The 20,654-nt window shown below is 60.1% G+C and carries 26 protein-coding genes; 11 read left to right on the plus strand and 15 right to left on the minus strand.

Annotation, left to right across the window (positions count from 1 at the left end):
- The first annotated feature begins 80 nt into the window (after positions 1-80).
- Positions 81-602, plus strand: a complete 522-nt coding sequence (locus tag CO660_RS11095; protein ID WP_097598711.1) for a histidine phosphatase family protein — start codon at positions 81-83, stop codon at positions 600-602.
- Between the two features lie 69 nt (positions 603-671).
- Here CO660_RS11095 and CO660_RS11100 read toward each other — a convergent pair whose 3' ends face one another.
- The gene (locus CO660_RS11100; protein WP_097598712.1) at positions 672-1,940 is read right to left on the minus strand and encodes a patatin-like phospholipase family protein; all 1,269 of its coding nucleotides are present in this window, start codon (positions 1,938-1,940) and stop codon (positions 672-674) included.
- 93 nt (positions 1,941-2,033) lie between these two features.
- Positions 2,034-3,344 (minus strand): hypothetical protein, encoded by a 1,311-nt coding sequence (locus CO660_RS11105; RefSeq protein WP_245421313.1) that lies wholly within the window; start codon positions 3,342-3,344, stop codon positions 2,034-2,036.
- 342 nt (positions 3,345-3,686) lie between these two features.
- Here CO660_RS11105 and CO660_RS11110 point away from each other — a divergent pair, with 342 nt between their 5' ends.
- Positions 3,687-4,157, plus strand: coding sequence for an MEKHLA domain-containing protein (locus tag CO660_RS11110; protein ID WP_097598714.1), 471 nt, complete (start codon positions 3,687-3,689; stop codon positions 4,155-4,157).
- Positions 4,158-4,160: 3 nt separating this feature from the next.
- Here the strand turns inward: CO660_RS11110 and maiA are convergent, their stop codons facing one another.
- The 4 genes from maiA to hppD are packed head-to-tail and all read right to left on the minus strand — an operon-like array spanning position 4,161 to position 8,374.
- Complete coding sequence (maiA, locus tag CO660_RS11115) at positions 4,161-4,793, minus strand: maleylacetoacetate isomerase (RefSeq protein WP_097598715.1); 633 nt, start codon at positions 4,791-4,793, stop codon at positions 4,161-4,163.
- Complete coding sequence (locus tag CO660_RS11120) at positions 4,790-5,815, minus strand: fumarylacetoacetate hydrolase family protein (protein ID WP_097598716.1); 1,026 nt, start codon at positions 5,813-5,815, stop codon at positions 4,790-4,792. Before CO660_RS11120 ends, maiA begins: the two co-directional genes overlap by 4 nt.
- Before the next feature lie 48 nt (positions 5,816-5,863).
- Positions 5,864-7,225, minus strand: coding sequence for a homogentisate 1,2-dioxygenase (hmgA, locus tag CO660_RS11125; protein WP_097598717.1), 1,362 nt, complete (start codon positions 7,223-7,225; stop codon positions 5,864-5,866).
- A gap of 39 nt (positions 7,226-7,264) precedes the next feature.
- Entirely contained in the window at positions 7,265-8,374 is a 1,110-nt protein-coding gene (hppD, locus tag CO660_RS11130) for a 4-hydroxyphenylpyruvate dioxygenase (RefSeq protein ID WP_097598718.1), read from the minus strand.
- Positions 8,375-8,503: 129 nt separating this feature from the next.
- On the opposite strand from hppD, the gene CO660_RS11135 reads away from it, so the two are divergent.
- Complete coding sequence (locus tag CO660_RS11135; protein ID WP_064801992.1) at positions 8,504-9,004, plus strand: Lrp/AsnC family transcriptional regulator; 501 nt, start codon at positions 8,504-8,506, stop codon at positions 9,002-9,004.
- A gap of 3 nt (positions 9,005-9,007) precedes the next feature.
- Here the strand turns inward: CO660_RS11135 and CO660_RS11140 are convergent, their stop codons facing one another.
- The gene (locus CO660_RS11140) at positions 9,008-9,469 is read right to left on the minus strand and encodes an Lrp/AsnC family transcriptional regulator (RefSeq protein ID WP_097598719.1); all 462 of its coding nucleotides are present in this window, start codon (positions 9,467-9,469) and stop codon (positions 9,008-9,010) included.
- Positions 9,470-9,592: 123 nt separating this feature from the next.
- Between CO660_RS11140 and CO660_RS11145 the strand changes: the two genes are divergently transcribed.
- Positions 9,593-10,384 (plus strand): phenylalanine 4-monooxygenase, encoded by a 792-nt coding sequence (locus CO660_RS11145; RefSeq protein WP_097598720.1) that lies wholly within the window; start codon positions 9,593-9,595, stop codon positions 10,382-10,384.
- 44 nt (positions 10,385-10,428) lie between these two features.
- Here the strand turns inward: CO660_RS11145 and CO660_RS11150 are convergent, their stop codons facing one another.
- The 6 genes from CO660_RS11150 to CO660_RS11170 form a co-directional block, all read right to left on the minus strand.
- Positions 10,429-11,421: a L,D-transpeptidase gene (locus CO660_RS11150; RefSeq protein ID WP_097598721.1), complete on the minus strand. Its 993-nt coding sequence runs from the start codon at positions 11,419-11,421 to the stop codon at positions 10,429-10,431.
- Positions 11,422-11,522: 101 nt separating this feature from the next.
- Complete coding sequence (locus CO660_RS11155; RefSeq protein WP_097598722.1) at positions 11,523-12,407, minus strand: hypothetical protein; 885 nt, start codon at positions 12,405-12,407, stop codon at positions 11,523-11,525.
- Positions 12,408-12,470: 63 nt separating this feature from the next.
- Entirely contained in the window at positions 12,471-12,785 is a 315-nt protein-coding gene (locus tag CO660_RS11160) for a hypothetical protein (protein WP_085777861.1), read from the minus strand.
- 114 nt (positions 12,786-12,899) lie between these two features.
- Positions 12,900-13,481 (minus strand): BA14K family protein, encoded by a 582-nt coding sequence (locus CO660_RS11165; RefSeq protein ID WP_097598723.1) that lies wholly within the window; start codon positions 13,479-13,481, stop codon positions 12,900-12,902.
- Positions 13,481-13,642 carry a hypothetical protein gene (locus CO660_RS33275; protein ID WP_176536269.1) on the minus strand — a complete coding sequence of 54 codons (162 nt, stop codon included), beginning with the start codon at positions 13,640-13,642 and terminating at the stop codon, positions 13,481-13,483. The genes CO660_RS11165 and CO660_RS33275 overlap by 1 nt, the downstream gene beginning before the upstream one ends.
- A 106-nt stretch (positions 13,643-13,748) precedes the next feature.
- Positions 13,749-14,147 carry a DUF1236 domain-containing protein gene (locus tag CO660_RS11170; protein ID WP_085777859.1) on the minus strand — a complete coding sequence of 133 codons (399 nt, stop codon included), beginning with the start codon at positions 14,145-14,147 and terminating at the stop codon, positions 13,749-13,751.
- A 190-nt stretch (positions 14,148-14,337) separates the two neighbouring features.
- On the opposite strand from CO660_RS11170, the gene CO660_RS11175 reads away from it, so the two are divergent.
- Positions 14,338-14,619 (plus strand): hypothetical protein, encoded by a 282-nt coding sequence (locus CO660_RS11175; RefSeq protein WP_097598724.1) that lies wholly within the window; start codon positions 14,338-14,340, stop codon positions 14,617-14,619.
- An 80-nt stretch (positions 14,620-14,699) separates the two neighbouring features.
- Here the strand turns inward: CO660_RS11175 and CO660_RS11180 are convergent, their stop codons facing one another.
- Positions 14,700-15,542, minus strand: a complete 843-nt coding sequence (locus CO660_RS11180; protein ID WP_097598725.1) for a methyltransferase domain-containing protein — start codon at positions 15,540-15,542, stop codon at positions 14,700-14,702.
- 159 nt (positions 15,543-15,701) lie between these two features.
- Between CO660_RS11180 and CO660_RS33280 the strand changes: the two genes are divergently transcribed.
- The 3 genes from CO660_RS33280 (at position 15,702) to CO660_RS11190 (ending at position 17,958) form a co-directional block, all read left to right on the plus strand.
- Entirely contained in the window at positions 15,702-15,878 is a 177-nt protein-coding gene (locus tag CO660_RS33280; RefSeq protein WP_176536270.1) for a hypothetical protein, read from the plus strand.
- Between the two features lie 65 nt (positions 15,879-15,943).
- A complete protein-coding gene (locus tag CO660_RS11185; protein WP_085777856.1) occupies positions 15,944-17,332 on the plus strand; it encodes a sensor histidine kinase in 1,389 nt (462 codons plus the stop codon).
- 2 nt (positions 17,333-17,334) lie between these two features.
- The gene (locus tag CO660_RS11190) at positions 17,335-17,958 is read left to right on the plus strand and encodes a response regulator transcription factor (protein WP_097598726.1); all 624 of its coding nucleotides are present in this window, start codon (positions 17,335-17,337) and stop codon (positions 17,956-17,958) included.
- A 43-nt stretch (positions 17,959-18,001) separates the two neighbouring features.
- Here CO660_RS11190 and CO660_RS33790 read toward each other — a convergent pair whose 3' ends face one another.
- A complete protein-coding gene (locus CO660_RS33790; RefSeq protein WP_097598745.1) occupies positions 18,002-18,514 on the minus strand; it encodes a hypothetical protein in 513 nt (170 codons plus the stop codon).
- A gap of 301 nt (positions 18,515-18,815) precedes the next feature.
- Between CO660_RS33790 and CO660_RS11200 the strand changes: the two genes are divergently transcribed.
- The 3 genes from CO660_RS11200 to xth all read left to right on the plus strand — a co-directional run bounded on the left by CO660_RS11200 (position 18,816) and on the right by xth (position 20,612).
- Complete coding sequence (locus CO660_RS11200; RefSeq protein ID WP_097598746.1) at positions 18,816-19,313, plus strand: hypothetical protein; 498 nt, start codon at positions 18,816-18,818, stop codon at positions 19,311-19,313.
- Between the two features lie 10 nt (positions 19,314-19,323).
- Entirely contained in the window at positions 19,324-19,725 is a 402-nt protein-coding gene (locus CO660_RS11205) for a GFA family protein (protein WP_097598727.1), read from the plus strand.
- 95 nt (positions 19,726-19,820) lie between these two features.
- Positions 19,821-20,612: an exodeoxyribonuclease III gene (gene xth, locus CO660_RS11210; RefSeq protein WP_097598728.1), complete on the plus strand. Its 792-nt coding sequence runs from the start codon at positions 19,821-19,823 to the stop codon at positions 20,610-20,612.
- The last annotated feature ends 42 nt before the right edge of the window (positions 20,613-20,654 follow it).

A 20,654-nucleotide genomic window follows, 5' to 3' on the forward strand; every position in this document is an offset into this window, starting at 1 on the left:
ATCCGTTTAGTTTGCGAACTGTATCGCAGGCGGCCTTCATGCTCCGGGAGTCAACACGAAACGAAGCGACGCCGAAACCCATGCTGCCGAAACACCGCCTCATCCTTCTGCGCCACGCCAAATCCGCCTGGCCCGACAGTGTGTCCGACTATGAACGGCCATTGGCGGATCGCGGGCGCAAGGCAGCACCCGTTATCGGCACCTATATGAGGCGCGAAAAGCTGGTCCCCGATCTAGCCCTCGTCTCGCCGGCCCGCCGGGCGCAGGAAACCTGGAAGCTTGTCCGCGGGGCCCTGTCGAAAAAGATCCCCGAACGCGAAGCGGCGGATATCTACGAGGTGTCGGGGGAGCGCATCCTCGATGTGATCCGAGCCGTCGAACCTAGCATTCGCACGCTGCTCATCGTCGGCCACAATCCCGGCATGGAGAATGCGGCCTCGCTTATCGTGGCGGACGGCAATGCCGATGCCGTGGGACGCATGCGGAAGAAGTTCCCGACAGCGGGGCTTGCCGTCATTGACCTCGATCTCGACGGATGGGACGAGATCGCGGCAGGTACCGGTTATCTCGAGCGGTTCGTAACCCCCCGATCCTTGGAATAATAAGGCCACTTTCCGGTTGAATTGGCAGACGTGGCGCACGGTCGTGTAGCCCGGCACCTCCGGCTCTCGTCAAAACGGCAGAATGTCGAACAGGTGCTTGCTCGCCCTCGCCGCCCAGGAGGGTTTCACCGTCCCGGATGCCAACGGCGGGCCGGAGGACGGCGCCAGCAGCGGTTGATAGAACCGGTTGAGCATAGCATCGCAGACATAGTGCCCCCAATTCGTCAGGTGCTCCGTCTCATCAGCGCCGAGGAAATGGAGGTAGGTGCCGATCTCGGAGGGAACGACCGATGACGGCGGCAGCGTGTAAGAGGCGTAGGGTTTGAGTTCGGCATCCTTGCTGTCGATCGACCAATAAACGCCATGGGTTCTTGCGCGCAGCGCCGATTTCGCGAGATCGTCGAGGCCAAGCATATCGGCCTGTTTTGCAGCCCTGAAGCCGCTAATCAGGTCTCGGCGCCGCAACGACCGCACCTGATTGTCTGTCGTATCGAGAACGCGCTTCAGCTGGGAGAGATAGTTCCAGTATCCGCGGGTCGAGGAGCGCCAAGGCGCGCCGGCATCGCTGACGAGCAGGCAGTCGCAGCGTTTCAGCGCGGGCTCGATGCCGTGATTGTCGTAAACACCGCCATCGCTTAATATCGCCCGGTTCGGAGCGACTGGTTCGCCAACGGTATCATCGAGTTTTTCCCTCTTCCAGGAAAACTGCGACAGGTCCAATCGCAGCGGTGACAGCACCGGCGGAAATGCTGCCGAAGCGGCAACCGCGGTTGCCAGCGACAATGCCGGACGAAACGACACACCGATCCGGTAATCCGCGATATAGCGGTTGGACATCCGGAAGAGCGAACCGGTGCTGAGATTGCTGGCGCAAAATACGAACCAGGGCGAGCGCGGAAGATCTCTGAGGGTTGGCGACCTTCCGTCGAACAGATGTCGCTCGTATAGTTTGGCGGCTTCCTCGGCCGCGCTTGAGAAGGGATTGAACACGCCCTTCAGGAAGCTCGGGCCATCCGCGAATACCTGACTGAGGGCGAGAATGCGATCCAGGTATTCCGTCTTGAAATTGACGGCGACCTCGTTCTTGAACACCAGCCGGGGCCAGATATAGGCGAGCAGGCCGGAGGCGATGGATCCGCCCGAGACCGACGAGATCATATCGAGCTTCGCCAGAAGACCGGCCTCGTTGAGCCTCACAAGCGATCCCGCATGGAAAAGCATGGCCCGATAGCCGCCGCCCGAGAGGCAGAGGCCGAGTTTGTAACGCTCCGCCGGCTTCTCGGGATCGTCGGATCCCGAAGAGACGGCACTCGATGGGGCATGCTCGCCTTCCGACATGCTCGGCCTCACTCAGGAAGATGAGTTTTCACCGATCTCTTCCTTCAGGCAAGCTGCCGAACTTTGCGGTCATTGCCTGCGGACCGGCAATATCTACTCTGCGTACCTCCGGGAGTTGGCATCGCATTTGTGCCACTCCCAGTTTATTTCGGCTTCGTCCTTTTCGCCATAGCACCAGTCGGCGCGATTGAGCAGCGGACCGAGTTCGTCGCGCCGTCTGCATGCCCGCAGCGTTTCGGGTCCAGTGCGATCGACACTCGTGCGGCAGATGTCGTCCAGTCCTGTCCACTGATGGATCAACCGATCCGGCGCCTTGGCCCCCTTGTCCGTGGCGAGCACCTTTCCGGTCTCGGACTCGATCTGCAGGGAGGCCGTGTTCCACACGTAAGAGAATTCGGCCATCCCGGAGGACGTCTTACCCGTGTCCCTATTTCCGGCAAACCATTCGACAATTCCCGACATTTCGCATTTTCCGGCACAGCTGGCAGTCACGGAGCCCGGCTTGACGCTGTAGATGCGCTCCGGCCAGCGTTGGGCGAAGGCTGCCTTTTCCTTCAGGACGGCGTCTTTGTCGACCGAGTTTCCGAAGAAGGAGACCTCGTCGGCATAGACGCCCTTCATGAAGGCCAACGCCGATGCGCTGTCTTTCGACCATTCGTCATTGTATCGGTTTGCGAAATCAACCGCCTCCGTGGTCAGGTCGCCGGGTTCCGGTGCGCCCGCCTCCTCGGAATCACTCGGCTCTGACGGCATGTCGGCGGGTGTTGCGCTCTCCTGCGGTGCGGCGCCTGGCGAGGGCGGCGCGCTTTCCTGTGCCGAAGGCATATCCTCGGGCGTGTTGATATTCCAGTCCCGCATTTCCGCAGCGGTGAGATACCGTATATCGGTGCTGTCGATCGACAGGCTGAGCTGCAGCAGGTTGGGGCTTACCCCCATGTCGGTGAGATAGCCGATGATCTCGCCGGTCAGTGCTTGAACAGTCGAGACGGCCAATTTGTTGTCGATGGCAACATCGTCGGACAGGGAAACCCGATGCACGCCGATAGAGCCCGGCTCGGCAAATCTTTCAACGCCGCCGACGAAGGCGAAGGCGCAAGCCGACGCGCACTCGGCGGCTCTGATCTGTATCGTTTTTGCATTCAGGAGGCGGAGGGCCCGGCCGAACCTGATCGCGGCGACCACGTTTCCGCCTGGCGAGTCAAAGGTGACATAGCTCGGCTGGTACTGCGTATATTCGTCGACAAGCGTCATCGCATCGTCGGAACTCTCGAACACGCCTTTTATCGTCAGGACGCGCTCTCCCGGCGCGGTCTCCAGACGTTCGTAGGAAATGGCCGCATGCCCCTCCCCGGCTAGGGCGACGAACGCCAGCAGCATCGATATCAACGAGACGGATTTCCGCATTCTACCCCGGTCCCCAAGCACCTGTATTTCTCCTGTCGTCATTCGCAGCATAGCTTTCGCAGGTCTGAATAGCCGGATGATGAAGACCTGCTCTACCCCGCCTCATTCGCGACCAGCCGACGCCAATTACGGTCCGAAGAACAATAGCTTCGCAGAGAATGTTGACAGCTACCCCAGCAGGTCAGATCAATGCACAAGGGCAATCTTCTGGCAAGCGTCACAATCAGAAGTGATGAGACAAGGTAAATGCCGGCCCTTCGCTGTTCTGGAGGCATCATAGACGCGTGCAATTGATATCGGCTATGTCGGCTGCACCGACACATTTGACCAGTGAGGCCGTTCGTGACTTCCCCCTACGACAATCACGCCCTCGACCTGAGGAATGATCCAAATTTCTTCGCCCTTTTGACCGGCAGCTACAAACGCATCGTCGGCCGCGCTCTTATCGAGGATGGGCAAGGGCCGGACTGGCTTTACAGCCATGCACCTTTCGTGGTCCTCGCGCACAATACACTGCCCGACCCGCGCTTCATCTACGCAAACCGGACTGCGCAGAACTGCTTCGAATATAATTGGGACGAATTCATCATGCTGCCGTCGCGACTATCGGCCGAGCAGCCTGATCGCGCCGAACGCCAGCGGCTGCTGGATGCCGTCACGCGCAGTGGTTTCGTCGATAATGGCCGCGGCCTCAGGGTCGCGAAATCGGGGCGCCGTTTCTGGGTCGAAAATTTCACTGTCTGGCAGCTCATCGATGAGACGGGCAAGCGGTTGGGCCAGGCGGCGATATTCTCTTTTTGGCGGGACGCGTAGTTGCTACGGTTTAACACGGTCCGGATGCGCTGCCTGGAAGGCGGGGAGTTCGGCGCATCTGGCGTCGATGTCGCTGATGCGTCTGAAATCCGTCATATCAACGCCCCAGCGGCGGGCATTGTAGACCTGGGGAACAAGACAGAGATCGGCCATCGACGGTCTGCCCCCAAAGCTGAACGCGCCATCGGATTCGCCGAGCATGGTCTCCAGCTTGCGAAGTCCATCGCCGATGAAATGCTTCATCCATTCCTCGCGAGCCTCGGCCTTGTCGGTCAGCGTCAGAAGATGCGAGACAACATGTAGATTACAGATCGGATGGATGTCCATGGCAACCGCATATGCGAAGGCGCGCACTCTGTGGCGGTCGAGGCTATCCGATGGCAGCAATCCGCATTCCGGCCGGAGCTCGGCCAGATACTCGATGATGGCCAGCGACTGCGTCAGCGGTTTGCCATCGATCATCAATGTCGGCACCAGCCCCTGCGGGTTGAGCGCGAGATAGCCGGGCATCCTGTGGGCACCGTCGAGCAAGCTGATCGGCACGGTCTGGTAATCGAGGCCCAGAAGATTGAGCGCGATCCGCACGCGATAACTCGCCGATGACCGCCAGTAGTCGTAGAGAATGATCTCGTTCATCCCCCGTCAGCTCCCTGGTATCTTCCGACCCTCTGCTCGATTGCCCCGAAGATCGAATGGCCGGCATGATCCTTCATCTCGATGCGGACCTGGTCGCCGAACCTCATGAAGGGGGTCTTCGGCGATCCGCTTTCGATCGCCTCGATCATTCTCAATTCGGCAATGCAGGAGTAGCCATCTCCTCCCTCGCCCACCGGCTTGCCGGGGCCGCCGTCGAGTTTGTTGGAGACCGTGCCGGAGCCGACAATCGTTCCCGCCGCGAGGTGCCGGGTTTTGGCGGCATGGGCGATCAGCTGGCCGAAATCGAATGTCATGTCGATGCCGGCATTTGCCTTGCCGAATGGTCTGCCGTTCAGGCTCACGAGCAGCGGCAGGTGCAGCCTGCTGCCGTCCCACGCCTCTTCTAGCTCGTCCGGCGTCACCGCGACCGGCGAGAATGCCGAGGCCGGCTTGGACTGGAAGAAGCCGAAGCCTTTCGCCAGCTCGTCCGGGATCAAGCCGCGCAGCGACACGTCGTTGACGAGCATCACCAGACGAATGGCGTCGCGCGCAGCCTCGGGGCTGGCTCCCATGACAACATCGCCGGTGATGACGGCGACCTCGCCCTCCATGTCGATCCCATAGTCCTCGTCTGCTGCCAGGATCGGGTCTCGCGGCGCGAGGAAACCGTCCGAGCCACCTTGATACATCAGCGGATCGGTCCAGAAGCTAGCCGGCATCTCGGCGCCGCGCGCCTTGCGCACCAGTTCCACATGGTTGACATAGGCCGAGCCGTCGGCCCATTGATAGGCGCGCGGTAAAGGGGATGCGGCGTCATGTTCGTGAAAGCGGATGGTCGGCTGAGCCCCCGTCTCGATGCCTTCGGCAACCAGCCGAAGCCTCGGAGCGACATGCTCCCAGTCGTCGAGCGCCGCCTGCAGGGTGCGGGCGATGTGACCGACCTCCGAACAGCGCGTCAGATCGCGGGACACGACGACGAGGCGGCCGTCCCTGGTGGAGTCCTTCAAGGTCGCAAGTTTCATGTCTCAATTCCGTGCCGGAGGGAGCTTCGCCGATCTTGACCGATCCTGTCACTTGATACCCGGAGTTCCGTCGAACTTGCGCTCGAGGCCATCCCAGCATTCGAGGTAATCGTCCTGCAGCGTTTCGAGCTCGGCTGCATATTTCGTCAGCTGCTGCGGATAACGGGTCTCGAACATGAAGGCCATGGTGTGATCGAGCTTCATCGGCTTGAGCTCGGTATTCGATGCCTTTTCGAAGGCGAGCGCATCCGGCCCGTGGGGCAGCATCATGTTGTGCAGGCTGATCCCGCCCGGCACGAAGCCCTCCTCCTTGGCGTCATACTGCCCATGGATCAGACCCATGAACTCGCTCATGATGTTGCGGTGGTACCATGGCGGGCGGAAGGTGTGCTCGGCGACCAGCCAGCGCGGCGGAAAGATCACGAAATCGACATTCGCGGTGCCGGCATCTTCGGTGGGCGCGGTCAGCACCGAGAAGATCGACGGATCGGGATGATCGAAACTGATGGCGCCTACCGGCGAAAATGTTCCCAGATCGTATTTGTAGGGCGCGTAGTTGCCGTGCCAGGCAACCACATCCAGCGGCGAGTGGCCGATTTCGGTAACATAGAATTTGCCGCACCATTTCACATGCACGCGGCAGGGCTCTTCCTTGTCCTCGAAAGCAGCGACAGGCGTCTTGAAGTCGCGCGGGTTGGCCAGGCAATTGGCGCCGATCGGCCCGCGGTCCGGCAAAGTGAATTTCGCGCCATAGTTCTCGCAGATATAGCCGCGCCAGACCGCCTGCTCGCCGCTCTTCAGAATTTTGAACATCATGCCGCGAGGGATGAGGCAAATTTCCAGCGGCTCGACATCCATGATGCCCATTTCGGTGAACACTCTGATGGCGCCGAGCTGCGGCACGATCAGCAGTTCGCCGTCGGCGTTGAAGAAGTAATCATCGACCATGTCTTCGTTGAAGACATAGGCATGCGCCGACATGCCGACCTGGGTCGTGGCATCGCCCGCCGTCGTCATCGTCCGCACCCCTTGCAGAAAATTCAGCTTCTCGGTGGGAGCAGGCAGCGGATCCCAGCGGAGCTGACCGAGCGGGAGCGAATGCTCGTCCAGGCAGGGTGCGGTTTTCCAGAGCGGATAGGACGCGATCGAGAAGCGGCGGGTGTGGCGCACGCTCGGGCGAATGCGGTACAGCCAGGACCGTTCATTCGTACCGCGCGGCGCAGTGAAGGGCGAGCCGGAAAGCTGCTCGGCATAAAGGCCGTAGTTGCATTTCTGCGGGCTGTTCTGGCCCTGCGGCAAGGCGCCGGGCAGCGACTCCGTCTCGAAGTCGTTGCCGAAGCCCGGCATATATTTCAGTCTGTTTGCCTTCGCCGCTTCCGCGTCGGAAGCCTGGATCGATGTCTGGTCCATGCTCAACTCCTCCCCGAAAACTCTACTACGTCGTAGAGTTTACTCCGCTGCCGTGCCGATGACACCACGCTTGATCTGATCTGCCTCGATCGACTCGAACAGCGCACGGAAGTTGCCCTCGCCGAAGCCCTCATCGCCCTTGCGCTGAATGAATTCGAAGAAGATCGGGCCGATTACCGTCTTGGAGAAGATCTGCAGCAGGATTTTCGTCATGCCGCCGTTCACCACCCCCTCGCCGTCGATCAGGATGCCGTGCTTCTTCATGCGGTCGATCGGTTCGTCATGGCCATGCACGCGTTCATAGGACATGTCGTAATAGGTCTCGGGAGGGCCTGGCATGAAGCGCAGGCCGTTATCGGCAAGCCGGTCGGTCGCTTCGTAAATATCCTCCGTCCCAACAGCGATGTGCTGGATGCCCTCGCCCCGGTACTTCTTCAGGTATTCCTCGATCTGGCTTGTGTCGTCCTTCGATTCATTCAGCGGAATGCGGATCTTGCCGCAGGGCGAGGTGATGGCGCGGCTGACCAGACCGGTGATGCGGCCGTCAATATCGAAGAAGTGGATCTGCTTGAAATTGAACAGATCGCGGTAGAAATCCCACCACTTGTCCATGTTGCCGCGGAAGACGTTGTGGGTGAGATGGTCGAGATAATAAAAGCCGATTCCGGCAGGATTCGGATTGCGCTCGCCGAGCCAATCGAACTCGGCCTCGTAAGCCGATCCCTTTGTCCCATAGGTCTCGACGAAATAGAGCAGCGAACCGCCGATGCCGACAATCGCCGGAACGTCGAGTACCTTGTCATTTCCTTCATAGGGAACGGCGCCCTTCGACACGGCGTGATCGAAGGCGTGCTTGGCGTCGACCACGCGCCAGGCCATCGACGGGGCGCAGGGACCATGCTTTGCGACAAAACCAGCGGCATGGCTACCGGGCTCGGCATTCAATACATAATTTATGTCGCCCTGGCGCCAGACGGTAATGTTTTTCGTCTTGTGCTTGGCGACCGCGATATAGCCCATGCGTGTGAAGAGCTCGCTGAGCTTCTCAGGCTCGGGGTGGGCGAATTCGACGAATTCGAAGCCGTCGGTGCCGGCCGGATTGTCGGCGGTGATTTCCGACGGAGGCGCATCATGTGGGAACGGACCCATTTTCTTTTCCTCCAGAGGAGATTGCAATCTATGCAAACTATGGCTCAAAACTGGCGCAAAGTTCTTGCATTCTTAGTGCCGAAGGAACAGATTATGCACGATCTGTGAGCATTCTGGAGATTTTGCGCAATGGATGAGCCCCTAGACAAATTGGATCTACGCCTCCTTCTGGAACTTCAAAAGGATGGAAGGCTCACGAACAACGAGCTTGGTGAGCGGATCGCGCTTTCACCGTCGCAATGCTCGCGCCGGCGTACCAGATTGGAAGCCGAGGGCTATATTCGCAGCTACCGTGCCCACCTCGATCGGGAGAAGCTGGGGCTCGATATGCTGGTGGTCATTTCCGTCACGCTTGCCACCCACAACCGAGACAATGCCCGCCGATTTTCGCAATTGATCAACGGTCTGCCCGAAGTTCTCGAAGCCTATGCGCTGACCGGCGAGATGGACTATCACCTCAAGGTGGCGACCCGTGGGCTCGCCGATCTGTCGAAATTCGTCAACGACGTTCTGCTGCCGCACGAATCCGTGCAGCACGTGAAAACCTCGATCGTGCTCGACACGCTGAAGACGTTCGAAGGCTATCCAGTGATGATGCCGGGCAGCCGGCATGGCGACAGCGCGCGATAAACGTTAGAGCGGCAGTTCGGTGGAGAATTTCAGCTCGCGCAGCACGAAGCTTGATACGACGGTGCGCACATGCGGGTTGCGCATGAGATAGCGGGTCATGAAGGCTTCGTAGCTTTCGACGTCCCTCGCCCTTATCTTCAGCATGTAGTCGAAGGCGCCCGACAAGGCGTAGCACTCCATGATCTCCGGCCGCTCCAGCACCACTGAAGCGAAAGAAGCCACCGCCTCCTCATGGTGATCCTCCAGCGTGACGTGCGCAATCACGCAGAGCTTGAGATCGAGTTTGCCGGGATCGAGCAACGTGACGCGCTTGCGGATGACGCCGTCGGCTTCCAGTTCCTGGATCTTCCTCCAGGCCGAGCTCTGCGACATTCCGGCTTTTTCCGCCAGGTCCGCCAGCGACAGAGTGCCGTCGGCCTGGATCAGCTGCAGAAGCTTGCGGCGGAAATTCCCAGATTCTTTCATTGTAGCCGTCGTACTCGGAAACATCTCCCACCACTATGGCGATACCCGGCATGAAAGAAAAGAAAATCCGTCAAACACGGAGCATAATGACAGAAATATCGCCATTCCCGGGAGGATCAGCCGATGACCAAGGAAAGCAGCTACACCGCCAAACTGCCCGGCCCGGACGGCCTTTATGACTATACCCCCGAAGAAGATCAGATCTGGGGCGAACTCTACCGGCGTCAGATGAAGCTCTTGGCCGACAAGGCTTGCCAGGAATATCTGGACGGCGTCAAACTGCTGGGGCTCAAGCCGGAAAAAGTGCCTCAGCTCCTCGATGTGAACAGACGCCTGAACGAGACCACAGGTTTCGGCGTCGAAGGCGTGCCGGCACTTATTCCGCCTTCGCGCTTCTATGAGCTTCTCTCGCAGGGCAAGTTCCCGCTGGCGACCTTCCTGCGCCGCCGCGAGCATATCGATTATATCGAGGAACCGGACCTGTTCCACGAGGTGTTCGGCCATTGCCCATTGCTGACCAATCAGAGCTATGCCAATTTCGTCCGGCATTTCGGCGAAACCGCCATGCGCCTCGGCAAGGGCTATTCATGGCATCTGTTCCGGATTTTCTGGTTCACCGTCGAATTCGGCCTGATCAACACGCCGCAAGGCCGCCGCTGCTTCGGCGCCGGCATCGTCTCCTCTCCGAGCGAAGCGAAGGCGGCAACGGAAGGCACGTCGTGCGAATTCCGACCGTTCGATTTGATGAGCGCGCTCAGGACGCCCTACCGCATCGATATCCTTCAGCCGATCTACTATGTCATCGATAGCTTTGCCGATCTCGAGGCGATCGTGGAGCAGGATATCGGCGGCGCGATCCTCAAAGCGAAATCACTGGGGGATTTCGCCCCGGCTTTCGAAGCCAAGGCTTCGTGAACTCGACGCTGCGGTAGCGTGCAGGTAGTCGCAGATCCTGCGCTTCACTTCGGAGCGGCGGGACTGCGATTGACGAATTCGACCAGAACGCCCGGCTTGACCATGCCGGCCAGCTCTTCGGCGTCCCAATTCGTCAGCCGCACGCAGCCATGCGAGCCGACCTTGTCGATGAGCTTCGGCTCCGGTGTGCCGTGTATGCCATAGGTCGGCTCGGTCAGATCGATCCAAACGCTGCCGACGGGACCGTTCGGCCCCTTCGGGATCGTCAGAACCTTGTTGTTCTTTCCCTGCTTGAAATTTCGCTTCGGATCGTATCGGTAAACCGGCATTCTCGAGACGCCCTTGACCTTGTGTTTTCCTGAAGGCGCAGGATTGTCCTCGCTGCCGATCGTCGCGGGATAGACGGCAAGTAGGGACCCATCCTCGCCATAGGCCAGCACCTGCCCTGTCTTCTTGTCAGCCTCGATGCTCTTGACCTTGCCTTGCCTGGGAGGGCCGGGATTAACGACCCACACCTTTTCGCCGGGCGCGAAATGCGAGCCAGGGTTAAGTGTATTCAAGAGATCGAGATCCATGTGGAAGCGCTCGGACAGCTTCTCGGCAACGCTGGTATAGCCGAGGCTCTGCATCTTTGCCTTCTCGCCGTAATCCTCAGGAATCCTGTCGACCAGCCCCGTGGCGTCCTCCGGCGAGACGACATAGCTCTCAACGACGGGGGAATTGTCTTCCAACCGGGAGGCGACATCCGGATCCGGCCTGCCGTCCACGGGAAGCTTGTTCATCGCCTCGAAGCCGGCCACCGCCTTGTCGACATTCTCGCCGGAGAGACCGTCGACCACGCCGGGAGACGAGCCCGCGCGGTCGAGCAGGACCTGTAGGCGGATGATCGCCGGGTCCGGATCTGCGGGCTGCAGCTTTCCTTTCCCGATGTCGGCAATGGAAGCGGCGTTGATCGTTTCGGGGAGAAGCTCCCGCGCGGAGGCGCCGCCAACGGAAAGGGCCAGAGCGAGCAGCGACATCGGCAGGGCTGTTTTCATGGACAACAAATGGCCGACGTGGGAATTTGTTCCCACACCAGCCGGGCATCCTCCGACACAGCAATCTGCTACAAGTCCGAAGGACCGGTGGCAGGCTCCGGTCACGGCGCCTTCGTTTGCTTCCTGGCTTCGCGTGCTCTTGCGGCGCGCCGGGCGGGCCTCAGCTCTTCGATCGTCGGCTGCCACCATTCGGCATCCCGGCGGGGAGGCGTTTTCGCAGGCCAGGTACGGACAAGTTCGTCGAATGTCGGGACCCGCCAGTACCCCCAGAGATGATCCTCGGTGACCCCGGGGTAGAAATCCGCGACGAGAGCCGGATCGACCAGTTCGCCGGTGATTTCTGTGAAGACGACGATCCCATACGAGGTGGCGACCGGGCGTCCTGTCGGCGGCAGATCGTCGGTCGGAAGCGGGTAACGGCGGCGCTTGCGTTCCGCTGCGCGAAGCCTGCTGCGCATCTCCTGTTCGGTTCCCTTCCGCTCGTCGGCGCGCCGTCGCCTCTCCTCCGGTTCGTTTCTGCGAGCCGCCGCTTCGATCTCAGGCCATCTGCGTCTCAGCTCCTCATAGGATCGAAAGGGCACGTGCCATATTCGAAGATCGCCGTCCCATCGCGAGAACGGCACCTCGCGAAGTTCGTCGACGACGGTTTTTGAATAGGGCGTTCGGATTCGAAAGCCGGCCTTACCAAGTTCCAGATATGGACTGTCGATGGGATCGAAGGCGAAGGCATCGCGTCCCTTCGCATCCGCATGCGCGTCGGCTTCGGCCTCCAGCTCGGCAAGCCATCGGCCGATGCGACGGGACGCCGTTCGGCCGGGAACGAACCAGGCCTTTCGCACGTCGTTCCAGCGGGCACGAGGGAAGCGGTTTCGAAACTGCTCGACAGTCATCCTGTCGTAAGGGAAGGAAACCTCTGCACCTGGCTTCGGCTCATCGTCACGGGGCGATCTCTCGTCCTGGTCAGCGGGCGATTTTGTTTCGATCATAGAAGGAGAACGCTCCCGCGTCGGGATCGGTTTCCGGCGCAGCCGTACGTCGCCTTAACGACGCTAGTGAACCGTCTTCGACGGCTTCTGCGGGTGCGAAATATTATGCAGCGTTGCCATGAGCTTTTCGAACTCGTTCAAGACACGGTTGAACTCGGCGTCCGGCATCGTAACGATTTCCGATACTGTCGAAGAAACCGACGCAATCAGTTTATCGATCCAAACGCAGCGATCGGCCGGCACATTTCCGAGAACTTCGCGACGGAGTATCTTCAACTCGCGAAGAATACGAACGATAAGGGCTCCGCGTTCCGCCCTGCTCAAGAACGGAAGCCTTGTCTGCGCCAGGTGGATTTCTGCTATCAGCGTCGTTGCCATCCCCGCTCTCCGCCCCTCAAATACAACCGGATATCACAACCGCTGCGATTACAACACGGACTTTAGTCTGGCTAGCCAGTTCGGTTCAGTTTCGTACGGCTCGCCCTTCAACGGTCAATTGCTCGTCGCGACCAGATCCGACATGTCGCAACTGCGGCGCGGTCCTTCCCATGGCTGATATGTATTGTCCTCCGGTCGGTACGATCTATAGCGGGCGGCGCATCGGGCTGCTGCCTGGGCATTGACTTTCGGGCCGCCGCCTTCATGGCTCTCGGCGATATCCTGCTGGAACGGCGAAGAGCATTCGCGGGTCCTGCCGCTATAGGATCGATAGCTGTTGGTCGCAGGATCGAAGGAACGGTAGCGCTGCGCGCACCAGGCAAGGTGCTCGGCAGCGAATTCTGGCCGCGGTTTCTGAGGTTCTGTCCACGGACGAGCGGGTTGCGAAGCCACCCTTGGCACCGTGGTGGTCGGAGCCTCGGTGACATAGCTGGAATAGACAGGTGGAATTCGTTCATAATGCTGCCGATGGGGATCGACCTTCACCGGACTCGTCGTCCACAGATCGGGGGCCGCAAGGTCCGTGAACGCGCGCGGTTCGGAATCCGCCACAACATGCGAGGCAACGGATGCCGCTGCCATGCAGGCGCCAACCGAGCTGACGATGCCGAAGGCGACCGTCGCAATGCCATTCATCAGCCCGCCTCCTGCTCTTGCGCCTGGGGAACCCAGACGCGCGCCGCGGCGCTGCTGTGACCTCCGGTGGCGACCAGCACGGCGAGAATGCCGACGATCGCAAAGAGGATGGCGATCAGCGGCACGGCGAAACCAGCAGATTTTTTTTCGGGATAAATCATGTTCCCTCTCCTCGACCCTGGCGGCCGCACGATGACGCTGCCGTCCATCGTGCGGCTGATCTGAAGATGATTTGGAAGACGCGGCAGAGCCACGTGAACGATCAGGTCACTTGATCACCTGAATCACCTTGCGGGACGAGGGTTCGACAATGACACGCTCGTCATTGACCACCGCGTAGGCATATTTCGGATCGTCCGGAACTGGGGTCACCACGACCGTTTCCGGCAGGGGCTGGCCGACGACCACCTTTTCCTTCACGACCACTCGTGCCGACGGTGCCGGAGCCTCGCGGACATAGGTGACGACCTTTTGCGGCGGCGGATCGATCGCCGTGCCGACGACTGCACCGGCAACGCCGCCGATAGCAGCACCGGCCGGACCACCAACGATAGCTCCGGTGATTGCGCCACCAGCCGCACCATTGACGGTCGAGGACTGGGCGAATGCGACACCTGACATCAGTGTCATGGCAGTTGCCGCGCCTGCAATAAGCTTGAAGAGCATCTTTTCCTCCTTCCTTTCAATGCGGCCTGCTTGCCGCTGCCAAACCAACTTGCTCGCGACGAGGTCGTTCCACGCCCCGGACCTCGGTCTGAGGCATCCCGGCCCTTGGTCTGGATTTTATTATTCGTCAGCCGCGCTATTCTCGAGCCGCACGCCATCGCATCGCGGGCTTGGGCAGGAGACCGAGGAGATGACACGATCCAACCGCCGGGAAGCAGGACGCAGGCGCCTGGCCATGCGTCTGCCGCAAATGCGGACGCTGATCATGCAGGCGCGCGACCCGTGGCAGCTCGAGCTTTTCGAGGCCTATCAGATGGCGGTCGAAGCGCGTGATCGGCTTCGAAGGCGACGGTTCAATTTGAAGCTGGTGCGGGAATATGACGAAACCTGTGTCGAGATCGAACAGCACGTCATGGGCGCGATGCCTCTCCCTACCTCAACTACCGCCTCATCCCCTAATCCGCGACCGTAGGTTCAATCCAGGCGCCAGGACAATGATTGTCCGCACTAGCCCCGGCACGGACAATCACGCGCGAGAGGACACCGAAGAGGTTAAGGAGCGCGGCCGGAGACGACCAGGGCACTCATGCTGCCGCAAGGACGGGCGCCATAGCGGGACGCCACCCGCTCGGCCACCTCATCAACGATTTCCGACATGCGCTCCGGCGCCCGCGATTCGATTTCTCCGCTGAGCGGCGTGCCCCGGCAGAAAGCGGTCGCGACATCCTGTGCTGTGGCCGCGATGGAAGTCAGTTCGAGCCGTTCGCAGGAAACCGCCTCGAATCCCGCCGATGATACTTCAGCCTTGATCGGGGTGGGGTCGAAGTAAGAATATGGCAAACGCCTGAGGAAATCGGGAGGATCCGACGGGAAGAGGCTTGTCAGGCATTCGTCCACACATCTTGCGAAATCGTTCTCAGCAAGCGAATCCCACGTCGAGAACAGGAAATGGCCTCCGCTCCGCAACACTCTTTTCGCCTCGCCGTAGGCCTTCGGCTTATCCGGAAAGAACATGACGCCGAACTGGCAAACGACGAGATCGAACATCAAAGGGGCGAACGGCAGATCTTGCGCATCCGCGTGCATCCAATGCGTTCGCGACATCGTCACAGATGGTGCGCCGACGTCGATCATCGCCTGGCTGAGATCGGTGGCAACGATCTCTGCGGCCGGATCAAGCTTCGCCCGCAGAGCGCGTGTCAAGGCGCCGGTCCCCGCCGCGACTTCGAGCACGCTGACCGGCTTCGACCGTTCGGCTGCGATTGCCATTTCCAACGCATAGGGCTCAAAGAGAATCGGCACGAGAAGGGCTTGGTAAAGGTCGGCGACGCCTGCCCCGAACGGAGGGGGAGACGCGGCAAATGCGGCGCCTTCGATGTTCGCAGAAACTGTCACCACAAGTCTCCAAGCCAAACTCTATCGAAATTGAGATATGGCTAAATCCGCTGTTGTCCACGGGGACGGACCTTGGTCCCAAGCCCCTTCGACCGAAGTCCCCGACACGGAACGGTCGCCTGACCGTGTCGTTTGAGCGATACGGAAGGAGATCCGCATATGACCCAAAGGAACAGATCTCATACGAATGATGCCTGGAACGTGTCCGTCATCGCCCTCGTCATCGTTCTGGCCGGCCTTCTCTATGTCTTCGGCGCAGCCATGTCAGGCGATAGCCTCCAACTGACCGAGAGCATCAGAGGCGCTGAGGTCTTCGATACCAGGAATCTGCCCTGATACAGTCTGGAAAAACTCTAAAGACGCTGTAGGTTTAGTCGGGAAAGTCTCTTACCGGTATCAAAATGAATTGGCTGCGCCGCTGGAATGCCCGCTCACTCGCCTCGCAATTTTTCATCGCGGGTGGCTTGGTCTCGATCGCCGCCATGTTTCTGGTGGGCATCCTTGTCACTCATCTGATCGAGGAAGCCGTCATTCATAATTCCGGCGCGGCGACGGCTCTTTACGTCGACAGTGTGGTGGCGCCGCTGCTTCCCGACATGCAAACGGAATCGCTGCTGGACGAAGGCAGCGCCCAGGCTCTCGACGAAACGCTCGGCCAGGGGGCACTTGGCCGGCGCCTTGTCTCATTCAGGTTGTGGCGAAACGACGGCACCATCCTCTATTCGAACGACAAGGAACTGGTGGGCCAGAAGTTTCCCCTGAACGCCAAGCTGGAGAAGGCATTCGCCGGCTCGCTCGTTGCACGCTATGAGATTTCCGATGACCCTGAAAGCGGCGCCGAGCGCGCGCTCGGCAAGCCGCTGATGGAAATCTACAATCCGGTTCTCCAGCCGTGGTCCGGCCAGGCGGTCGCTGTGCTCGAATTCTACGAGACGGCGGAAGGCCTTGGCGACAGTCTGGCTCACGCGAGGCTGCAGAGCTGGGGGGCAGTCGCCGCTCTCACTGGCGTCTTTTTCCTCGTTCTCTCCGCCCTGGTTTTTCGCGGAAGCCGCACGATAGAAGCGCAGCGCAGGGATCTCAAGGAACGGGTCCAGGAATTGTCTTCGCTGCTGGCTGAAAATCGCGGGCTCCAGCGGCGGCTGCAGCGCGCTTCGCAGCGTGTAGCGGCGCTGAACGAAACATATCTGCGCAGCATTGGCGCCGATCTTCACGACGGTCCGGCACAGCACATTGCCTATGCTTCACTGCGACTGGACAGCGATTTATTGATCAATGCGTCCACCGAGCCCGAAGCGCGCGAAAAAGAACTTGCGTGGATACGCTCGAGCCTCGCCGAGGCCATGACGGAAATCCGCAATATCTGCAGCGGACTGGTGCTGCCGCAGATCGAAAAGTCCTCCATCACCGATATCGTGCTGCGGGTCGTCGAAGCGCATCGGCACAAGACCGAAACCGTTGTCGAAACGAACATCGACGAGGATGGACCCGAGCTCGCTGCTGCCGTAAAGATCTGTATCTATCGCTTCGTTCAGGAAGCCTTGAACAACGCCTATCGCCACGGCGGCGGCGTTCAGCAGAGCGTGAAAGCCGTGTCGCACAATGGTCATGTTTGTGTGGAGGTCAGTGATCGTGGCGATGGGTTCGACCCGACGGAGGTGAGGCCGACAAGCCTCGGCCTGGTTGGGCTGCGCGAACGCATCGACAGCCTGGGGGGATCTTTCGATATTAAGACGGGTGAAGGCGGAACGACCGTGACCATGACCTTCGAGCCTATGGAAGCTGGAGAGTAGAGATGACACCAATCACCGTCGGCGTCGTGGACGACCACCCGCTTTTTCGCGAGGGCGTAACGCGCAGCTTGTCGGAGATGAGCGACTTCGTGGTCATTGGCGAAGGGGCCAACAGCGAAGACGCTGCCATGATCGCTTCAAGCAACCGTCCCGACATCATGCTCCTCGATGTCTCGATGCCTGGCGGCGGATTGGCTGCGATCGGTGACGTCCTGGCGCTGAGCCCGACGACGAAAGTGCTGATGTTGACGGTATCTGAGGAGGTGGACACGCTGCTCGGAGCCCTGCAGCAGGGCGCGATGGGCTACGTTCTCAAAGGTGTCGGCTCCCGCGGTCTCGCCGAAGCGATTAAAACCGTCCTCAGCGGATCGCGATATGTCTCGCCGACGATGTCGGCGAAGGCGATGGAAAATTCGCTACATAACGGAAACTCCGACAAGAACAGTCTGACGCCAAGGGAGCGCGAGGTGATGGATCTCGTCGCCCAAGGTCTGTCAAACAAGCATATCGGCCTGCGCCTCAACCTCCAGGAAAAGACCGTGAAGCACCATATGACCCAGATCCTGAGCAAGCTCGGCGCCTCGAACAGGACCGAAGCGGCCCTGCAGTGGCGTGAACGACGATAGCACCGGGTCGACCTGGCATCTCTGCGGTGGCGTTTTCCGCGCCTTAGCGAAGGAATCGGCTCAGCCGGCTTGCGTCGCTAGCCGTCGCCTGCCGGCTTATGATCGTCCTGCCCTTCGAGTCCTTCATGATATAGCGGCCACTGCGCAGGCTTTCGGTGATGCCGTTCGCGTGGCGAACGCTGATCGACCCATCGGTACCTTCGGTCGCTCTGGCCTTCGATCCTGTCGACGTCGAAGCCGAGGAGGAAGAGGATCCGGCGCTGCTGCTGGAGCTTCCACCTGAGCTGTTGCCGGAGCCACTATTGCCGTTTCCGCCCCCGTTGCCATTGCCTCCCCCGTTGGCCCCTCCTCCACCGTTGCCGTTTCCGCCGCCGTTTCCGCTACCGTTGCCGCCCCCATTGCCGTTCCCATTATTGCCGTCTTTTGCCTCTGCGTGTTTCGCCCTCAGAACGCGAAGGGAGCCGTCGAGGTTAATCGTCACGGGTGATGCGGCAACCACGAGGGCGACGGCAGCGCAGCCGCCCAATCTCAAAAAACCTCGTTTCGAGACAGTCAATGCCATTGCCTTGTTCATCCGTTCTTCGCCGTTCCTACGCTCCTTGGACGCCTGGGAATTTTCGCCTTTCTGAGGACTAAATGCAACCGGACCTAGGTACTAGGAAAAGGCAGGACTTTGGTCCGGCAAACAGTGGATGCGCCCCTAAAAATACGAGCGCTGCCATCAAAAATACTGCCTCTGCGCGTGTATTGTCGACTTTGCCGCCATCGTGATGTTGGATGAGGCGCGGACGCATTTTTCTGGAACTTCTTTCGTCGTGGTCGCTTTTGATTATCAAAATGCAACGGAGGAAACCGCGATGCCGAACCCGAATGAATCACCCGCCGTCCAGTCCTTGCGAAAAGAGCAGGCAGAGCAGCGCAAACAATCCCGAAAGGGCGAACTCGACAAAGCGATCGAAGACACGTTTCCTGCTTCTGATCCTGTTTCCGCCACTCATACCTCCATTCCCGCCGGCCGCAGCGATGTAGAGGCGGCTGAGCGCGTGAAGCGGGAGCCTGATCCGACCGCGGTTGACCAAGAGTACCCGCTGGTCGATCAAGCCTTGCGCTCTACCGGACAAACAGCCCGCGCCTCGGACAGATTCGATGCAAATCGCGAAGAGTTGCGCGCGCTTCAGAAAGAAGCCGGCCGGGTGGCCGAATCCGCCTCCGAGCTGGCTTCCGGAACAGCCCGCCTGGCAAAGGCCGAAGCGAAGAGCTTTGTCCAGGACATTGAGGATCGGATCCGCCGGCAGCCGCTGACGGCTGCAGCGATCGTCGCCGGCATCGCCTTCGTCTTCGGCGCAACGCGCTGAGAGGACCACAATGGCGAGCCAATGGACCGGCGGCTGCCTGTGCGGATCCTGCCGACATGAATTCAGCGGCGATCAGCCGCATTCGGGATACTGCCATTGCGACATGTGCAAGAAGGCGACGGGAGGTCCTTTCGCGGTTCTTGTCCAGGCCAAGGTTCAAGATCTCGCCTGGACAAAGGCTTCCCCTGCCGTATACCGATCCTCACCCATCGCGACACGTGGCTTTTGCGGCGCATGCGGAACCCCGCTCTTTCTTCAGTATGACGGCGACGAACTGATCCGCGTGACAGTCGGTTCGCTCGATCACCCCGACAGGATACGCCCGGCAGGTCATTACGGCGTTGAGAGCCGGCTTGACTGGGCCGACTGCGGGCGCGGACTACCGGAGGAGGAAACTCAGGAGCGTTTCTGAAGGATGCCGCGAAAAATTATGCCCGTGACGCCCGACCAGTGAACCAGTAGATTGCGGCCAGCTTCTGGATCTGGCCACCGTCGCGGCGTGAGCCCATGAAAATTGCAACCTACAATGTCAACGGCATCAACGGGCGACTGAACAACCTGCTCCGCTGGCTGAAGGAGGATGCCCCCGATATCGCCTGCCTTCAGGAACTGAAAACCGACGACGCCAATTTTCCGCGAAAGGAGGTCGAACGGGCCGGCTACGGCGCCGTCTGGCACGGGCAGCGATCCTGGAACGGCGTCGCCATACTGGCAAAGGACAAGATACCGATACTGACCCGGCGCGGTCTTCCGGGCGATCCTGACGATACCCACAGCCGATATATCGAAGCCGTCATCGAGGGCATGCTGATCGGATGCCTGTATCTGCCGAACGGCAATCCCTTTCCCAGCGCCAAGTTCGAATACAAGCTTCGCTGGTTCCGTCGCCTGCACGCCTATGCCGCCGAACTGCTCGAAATCGAGGTGCCTTCCATCCTTGCCGGCGATTTCAACGTCATGCCGACGGAGATCGACGTCTACAAGCCGGAGCGCTGGCGAGACGATGCGCTTTTCAGGCCCGAAGTCCGCAAAGCCTATGCCCAGCTCGTCTCCCAGGGCTGGACGGATGCCATCAGGCATCTGCATCCGGACGAGCGCATCTACACCTTCTGGAAATATTGGCGGAACAGTTTCGAGCGCGACGCCGGGCTTCGGATCGACCACTTTCTGCTCAGCCCGACGGTGGCGCCGTGGCTTCGATCGGCGACCGTCCGGCGCAAGCCGCGGGGCTGGGAGCATACGAGCGACCACGCACCCGTCATGATAGAGCTCGATGTTCCCGCAGCTGAAGCCGTGTAAGCGATCGCAGAATATCAGGGAACCTGCGATGGCTGCCGGAGT

This window comes from Rhizobium sp. L9, assembly GCF_002531885.1.
Taxonomy (GTDB): Bacteria; Pseudomonadota; Alphaproteobacteria; order Rhizobiales; family Rhizobiaceae; genus Rhizobium.

Excerpts from the sequence above, each read along its gene's own strand:
- CO660_RS11165 (WP_097598723.1), bottom strand. The coding sequence starts at position 13,481 with ATGAATGGCATTGCGACGGTCGCCTTCGGCATCGTCAGCTCGGTTGGC.
- CO660_RS11140 (WP_097598719.1), bottom strand. The coding sequence starts at position 9,469 with ATGAAAGAATCTGGGAATTTCCGCCGCAAGCTTCTGCAGCTGATCCAG.
- CO660_RS11145 (WP_097598720.1), top strand. The coding sequence starts at position 9,593 with ATGACCAAGGAAAGCAGCTACACCGCCAAACTGCCCGGCCCGGACGGC.
- CO660_RS11185 (WP_085777856.1), top strand. The coding sequence starts at position 15,944 with ATGAATTGGCTGCGCCGCTGGAATGCCCGCTCACTCGCCTCGCAATTT.
- CO660_RS11190 (WP_097598726.1), top strand. The coding sequence starts at position 17,335 with ATGACACCAATCACCGTCGGCGTCGTGGACGACCACCCGCTTTTTCGC.
- CO660_RS11105 (WP_245421313.1), bottom strand. The coding sequence starts at position 3,344 with ATGCGGAAATCCGTCTCGTTGATATCGATGCTGCTGGCGTTCGTCGCC.
- CO660_RS11135 (WP_064801992.1), top strand. The coding sequence starts at position 8,504 with ATGGATGAGCCCCTAGACAAATTGGATCTACGCCTCCTTCTGGAACTT.
- CO660_RS11175 (WP_097598724.1), top strand. The coding sequence starts at position 14,338 with ATGACACGATCCAACCGCCGGGAAGCAGGACGCAGGCGCCTGGCCATG.
- CO660_RS11200 (WP_097598746.1), top strand. The coding sequence starts at position 18,816 with ATGCCGAACCCGAATGAATCACCCGCCGTCCAGTCCTTGCGAAAAGAG.
- CO660_RS11120 (WP_097598716.1), bottom strand. The coding sequence starts at position 5,815 with ATGAAACTTGCGACCTTGAAGGACTCCACCAGGGACGGCCGCCTCGTC.
- xth (WP_097598728.1), top strand. The coding sequence starts at position 19,821 with ATGAAAATTGCAACCTACAATGTCAACGGCATCAACGGGCGACTGAAC.
- CO660_RS33275 (WP_176536269.1), bottom strand. The coding sequence starts at position 13,642 with ATGATTTATCCCGAAAAAAAATCTGCTGGTTTCGCCGTGCCGCTGATC.
- hmgA (WP_097598717.1), bottom strand. The coding sequence starts at position 7,225 with ATGGACCAGACATCGATCCAGGCTTCCGACGCGGAAGCGGCGAAGGCA.
- maiA (WP_097598715.1), bottom strand. The coding sequence starts at position 4,793 with ATGAACGAGATCATTCTCTACGACTACTGGCGGTCATCGGCGAGTTAT.
- CO660_RS11155 (WP_097598722.1), bottom strand. The coding sequence starts at position 12,407 with ATGATCGAAACAAAATCGCCCGCTGACCAGGACGAGAGATCGCCCCGT.
- CO660_RS11205 (WP_097598727.1), top strand. The coding sequence starts at position 19,324 with ATGGCGAGCCAATGGACCGGCGGCTGCCTGTGCGGATCCTGCCGACAT.
- hppD (WP_097598718.1), bottom strand. The coding sequence starts at position 8,374 with ATGGGTCCGTTCCCACATGATGCGCCTCCGTCGGAAATCACCGCCGAC.
- CO660_RS33280 (WP_176536270.1), top strand. The coding sequence starts at position 15,702 with ATGACCCAAAGGAACAGATCTCATACGAATGATGCCTGGAACGTGTCC.
- CO660_RS11095 (WP_097598711.1), top strand. The coding sequence starts at position 81 with ATGCTGCCGAAACACCGCCTCATCCTTCTGCGCCACGCCAAATCCGCC.
- CO660_RS11160 (WP_085777861.1), bottom strand. The coding sequence starts at position 12,785 with ATGGCAACGACGCTGATAGCAGAAATCCACCTGGCGCAGACAAGGCTT.
- CO660_RS11100 (WP_097598712.1), bottom strand. The coding sequence starts at position 1,940 with ATGTCGGAAGGCGAGCATGCCCCATCGAGTGCCGTCTCTTCGGGATCC.
- CO660_RS11170 (WP_085777859.1), bottom strand. The coding sequence starts at position 14,147 with ATGCTCTTCAAGCTTATTGCAGGCGCGGCAACTGCCATGACACTGATG.
- CO660_RS11150 (WP_097598721.1), bottom strand. The coding sequence starts at position 11,421 with ATGAAAACAGCCCTGCCGATGTCGCTGCTCGCTCTGGCCCTTTCCGTT.